The organism is Phocaeicola sp. ICN-14070 (assembly GCF_037892625.1).
GTDB classification, from domain to species: domain Bacteria; phylum Bacteroidota; class Bacteroidia; order Bacteroidales; family Bacteroidaceae; genus Phocaeicola; species Phocaeicola plebeius.
Genome location: NZ_JBBKBF010000117.1, coordinates 1 through 4,586 on the forward strand (window position 1 = coordinate 1; position 4,586 = coordinate 4,586).

Annotated in this window: 6 protein-coding genes; 2 read left to right on the plus strand and 4 right to left on the minus strand. The window is 32.5% G+C overall.

The genetic code is table 11. The features are described 5' to 3' along the window. On the plus strand, nt 1-510 hold a 510-nt coding region (locus WKT20_RS17575; RefSeq protein ID WP_340417823.1), incomplete at its 5' end, for an MFS transporter. A 254-nt stretch (nt 511-764) separates the two neighbouring features. Here the strand turns inward: WKT20_RS17575 and WKT20_RS17580 are convergent. From WKT20_RS17580 to WKT20_RS17595, 4 genes are all read right to left on the minus strand, one after another. Next, the gene (locus WKT20_RS17580) at nt 765-1,277 is read right to left on the minus strand and encodes a hypothetical protein (protein ID WP_177591178.1); all 513 of its coding nucleotides are present in this window, start codon (nt 1,275-1,277) and stop codon (nt 765-767) included. Then, on the minus strand, nt 1,270-2,649 hold the full coding sequence (locus WKT20_RS17585) for an AAA family ATPase (protein ID WP_270213142.1): 1,380 nt from the start codon (nt 2,647-2,649) through the stop codon (nt 1,270-1,272). The genes WKT20_RS17580 and WKT20_RS17585 overlap by 8 nt, the downstream gene beginning before the upstream one ends. A 104-nt stretch (nt 2,650-2,753) precedes the next feature. Then, a complete protein-coding gene (locus WKT20_RS17590) occupies nt 2,754-3,119 on the minus strand; it encodes a helix-turn-helix domain-containing protein (RefSeq protein ID WP_177591173.1) in 366 nt (121 codons plus the stop codon). Nucleotide 3,120: 1 nt separating this feature from the next. Next, on the minus strand, nt 3,121-3,414 hold the full coding sequence (locus WKT20_RS17595) for a type II toxin-antitoxin system HigB family toxin (RefSeq protein ID WP_154043310.1): 294 nt from the start codon (nt 3,412-3,414) through the stop codon (nt 3,121-3,123). A gap of 229 nt (nt 3,415-3,643) precedes the next feature. Here WKT20_RS17595 and WKT20_RS17600 point away from each other — a divergent pair. Beyond that, the coding region (locus WKT20_RS17600) for a site-specific integrase (protein ID WP_340417824.1) at nt 3,644-4,586 on the plus strand (943 nt) is incomplete at its 3' end.

Below are 4,586 nucleotides of genomic sequence, written 5' to 3' on the forward strand. Positions count from 1 at the left end.
ACGGTATTCATGGGAATTGTCAACATCCTGTTCACTTTGTTAGCTGTCTTTACTGTAGAAAAGTGGGGACGCAAGCCTCTGCTCATTTACGGTTCCATTGGTATGGCCATCGGTGCACTCGGAGTAGCCCTCAGCAATGCCGCGACTGGCATCAGCCCTATGGTACCCGTCATCAGCATCATGGTCTACAGTGCATCATTCATGTTCAGTTGGGGGCCTATCTGCTGGGTGCTCATCGCAGAGATATTCCCTAACACCATCCGTGGCGCAGCCGTAGCCATCGCTGTCGCTTTCCAGTGGATATTCAATTTCATCGTCTCATCTACCTTCCTGCCCATGTACAACATGAGTGCCGGTGATATGGGCGATAAGTTCGGCCACATGTTTGTGTATGGACTTTATGGAGCTATCTGCATCATCGCAGCCATCTTTGTATGGAAATTAGTACCGGAAACAAAAGGTAAAACCCTGGAAGACATGACACGCTTGTGGAAAGAACGGCAGAAATAAAGGTAAAACGAAAAAAGGCTTTCAGAAATTCTGAAAGCCTTTTTTAGTAGCGGGACCCGGGATTGAACCGGGGACCTCATGATTATGAAACGCGTATAACGCATTATCTTCCTGTTTCTTATAATCCTATAACATAACACATTACACGTATTCTCGAGGGCAAATATAATGTTTTATTTTCATCTATAATCATCCTATTTCTTCTATTTCCTCTCTATTTGTGCGATTCTTGTGCAAAAGCTAAAATTATTTCTCTAAATGAGAAACTTGCGTATTTCAAATTTCTTATCTTTTAATTGGCAGTGGAACTCTTTATCATACATTACTCCTCTATCCTTCACTTTCTTTTTAGGTAATTTATACTCATGCACACTGATTAATCTGATTTGGGGAATTATTGATACATTATAAATTCTATTAATAGTGTTAATCACATAATCCACAAAACATTTTGAAGCTTTGAGCTGAGGAAGGGTTTGGTCTTTACCTTTCTTTAATTCAATAATCAATATAAATAGTTTTCCTTTTGTTTCTGTAAATAAAATATAATCACTTACACTACAAACCGACTTTTTTTTAGCAAAAAAAGGGAACAAGCCACCTTTATATTCTTTTTTCAATTGTTTATCATACTTATACAATAAAAATTTACAACCAGTAGAATCTATAGGAATTTTCATATTTACACTTCCTTCTTCTAATATTGTTGTTTTATTACATAAAAAATCTTCGTGTAAAGTATTATTGATTTTTTCCAAGTTACTCATTATCACCATATTTTAAAGCATAAAACAAATCCTCAGAAACATCATTAAGTTTATCTATTGTGTTATCAATAGAAGGAACATCAAATCCAAAATCACTTACAGGTAGTTCTTTTGTTGCAACTGTTGTCTTTGTTTTAAAATCAAAGTAATAAGCCTTTACTTCATTTTTGTCAATATATTCATAAGTTGAATACCCATACTTTTCACGTAATTGTCCAACTTCTTCATTATTGTTTGATAACATGATTAAGTTATTTAATTCTCTTACAATATAATCACTATGTGTACTAATTAATAAACGAAATCCATTATTTATCAATCTAGCAAATAATCTTGTAAGTATAACTTGATTATCTGGATGCAAATTTAATTCTGGTTCATCAATAATTATCAAATCATTCTTTTTCGCTAAGTATTTAAGATAAAAGACTAAACTTGATAATGTTTTTACAATGGAAGCAGTAAGGTGAATCGGTAGTTTTTTTGATTTTGCTTTATTGGAAGTAAATTGAACTTCTCCTTCATTAGAAACAGAAACTTTTCCTTGTAATAATTCTTCTTCTATTTCTATTGCAAAATCCTTATAATCTCCATCTTTTTTCTGAAGATTGTTCATATCTTCAGCAATTTCAAGTCCATCTCTAATCGGTAAAGGATAACGAGTTGTTCGTTTAAAAAGGAAATCGAATGGGTCTATTTTCTTTGTTGACAAATCTTGCATTTGGTCAACTAACATATTTCTCTTTATAGATAACTCCTTACTAAATGTGTATATAGAGTTGCGTTCAACAGGAAATATAATAGATTTTGTTATTGGATAGAACGCCAAAGATGAATATATTCCTGTCAATAACATAAATTGGATAAACCCTATAGAGTTATCAGAAATTTTATCTGTAGAACTCATAGATATTTGTATATCCAATGATTTTTTTTCTTTTTTTATTTGTAATGAAAATTGATTTTGTTCAATTTTCCCTTCTATACTTTCTTCAAGTATTTTATTAAAAAAATTATCTTTAGATGTTTCAAAGCCAATAGAGAATGATGGAAAATATTTAATAGCTTGGTCTTTTGATATTCCAAAAATCTCATTTAAATTTTCTTCTATATGTTTTATTGTGTTATTACGATATTTCCAAATATCTTCTTTATCGATTGTCAGAATTAACTTTTTCTCCTCTAAAAGAGATTTTAACTTATCATCTTGAAGAAACATTGGTTCAAAATTCCTCCCTGAAGTAAGCGCGTAGATTATATAGGAAACATAAGTTTTCCCAGTATTATTATGACCACAGAAGACAGTTAGTCTCTTATTTAAATCTATTGTAGTTTCTTTTATTGCGCCTAGGCCTTTAATATTTATTTTCATACCAATCAATTTATCAATAGCAATATTACAATATAATTGATTTTACAAAAATAGAGTTTTTATTCATAAAATCATAAATATATGGTAATTTATAATTAATGAAATTATACTCCAAGCACTATATTTGCATCAATGTTGAGCTTTTTACTAATATCACGAGCAACCTTCAAAGTAGGCTCGCAACGACCGGTCAAATAGTCGCTGACACGTGATGGGCTAACCCCAAGAAGTTCTGAAAGTTTCGCCTGATTAAGTCCCATTTCATACATTCGCAACTTTATAACATCTATCAATGAAGGAGACTTTATCGGGTAGTGTTCATCTTCATACTCCGATACAAGTTCAGACAATAAATCAAGCTCTATCAAGTTCTTGTCAGTGAGTGGTGTATTGTCGTCGGTCAAAGGCAGAAGTTCTTCAATTCTTTCCATTGCTGCCCTATAAGCTGTTTCATTCTGAATCTTTGCCATACTATATATTTTTTGCATCTATCAAATCATATTCCGCGTGAGTACCTATAAATCTAATCAGTACCGTTTTTATTGTAAACTTAACAACCACTATCAAACGATGGTTGTTTCCTCTTATATTGAACACATAATGCTGGTTACCTACACTGTCAACGCTGTTAAACATCTTCTTTATATCAGAAAAGCATGTCCACTCTGCTTTTCTCACTTTCTGAAACCAATCTTCAAGTGCAGTTTCTGCATCAGGGTGTTCTGTATAGTATTCAACGATTTTACTTCTTGCTATGATTCTCATAATCAATTGAGTTTGTACAAATATATATATTATATTTTGAAATACAAAATATTCTACCGAATTTCAGTAGAAATAATATTCTTAATTTAATGAGAGTTCTAAAACGATGCGTTAAAGCAGTTTGAAAATAGCTTTCAAAATCTTTCAACACTCCATTCAACTTATATTTTCCAAAAATAAAGGATATATAGCAGGTAAGCAATTCCGCTTACAATTAATCCCTTAGAACATGATTAAAGTAGTAAAAAATGGAGTTGTTGTATCTGTATTGCTTGATACACGCACAGTAAACAAAGAAGGAACTTATCCTGTAAAAATAAAGGTATATTTTCAGGGAAAACCAAAGTATTACCCAACAGGAATCTGCATGAGCACTAAAGAAGAGCTTGAAGAGGTTCTTGAAAGTAAGTCGAAAAAGAATATTGAAATACAGGATATAATCGGTAAAGAGTTGAGCCGGATTTTAAAGAATGTTGATATTCTTGTAGAACGTGGAACTTTCTCTTTCAGCAATCTGAACAATATGCTCGGTAAAAATATCGGAGGAAGTTTGAATGAAATGATTTCCGCAAAGATTAAAGAACTTGAGAATGAAGAAAAGTTTGGTTCTTCTGCCTTTTATAAAGGAACTCTTTCTCTACTCAAACGTTACATGAAACACGATGTTCCTATAAAGGAAGTAACAGTTGAATGGTTAAACGGTCTTGAGAAATTCATATTGAAAACAGCAAATCAGACAACTGTAGCGATGAACATGAGAAACATTCGTGCCACTATGAATATAGCTAAACAGGTGGGAGTTATCAGAGAATCAGATTATCCTTTCGGCAGGGGCAAATACCAGATTAAAGAAGGTTCAGGAAAAAAGAAAGCACTCAACAAGAAACAGCTTAAAGCCATTGCAGAATATAGTGATGGAAGCATGACTACCGAATTTTATCGTGATTTATGGCTGTTTATTTACTTCTGTAACGGTCTGAATGTTGCAGACCTGATAAGCCTTAAATTTTCAGATATTCAAAACGGTGAAATATCATTTATCAGAAAAAAGACGAAAGACAGGACACATGATGTAAAACGAATCTATGCAGCGATAACACCTGAAATGTATTCAATAATCAATAAATGGGGGAATGACCCTAAAAAAAGTGTCTATATTTTCCCGTTTTTAA

What these genes read in the sequence shown, in the direction of transcription:
- WKT20_RS17585 (WP_270213142.1), bottom strand. Translation starts at nt 2,649, where the DNA reads ATGAAAATAAATATTAAAGGCCTAGGCGCAATAAAAGAAACTACAATA.
- WKT20_RS17580 (WP_177591178.1), bottom strand. Translation starts at nt 1,277, where the DNA reads ATGAGTAACTTGGAAAAAATCAATAATACTTTACACGAAGATTTTTTA.
- WKT20_RS17595 (WP_154043310.1), bottom strand. Translation starts at nt 3,414, where the DNA reads ATGAGAATCATAGCAAGAAGTAAAATCGTTGAATACTATACAGAACAC.
- WKT20_RS17590 (WP_177591173.1), bottom strand. Translation starts at nt 3,119, where the DNA reads ATGGCAAAGATTCAGAATGAAACAGCTTATAGGGCAGCAATGGAAAGA.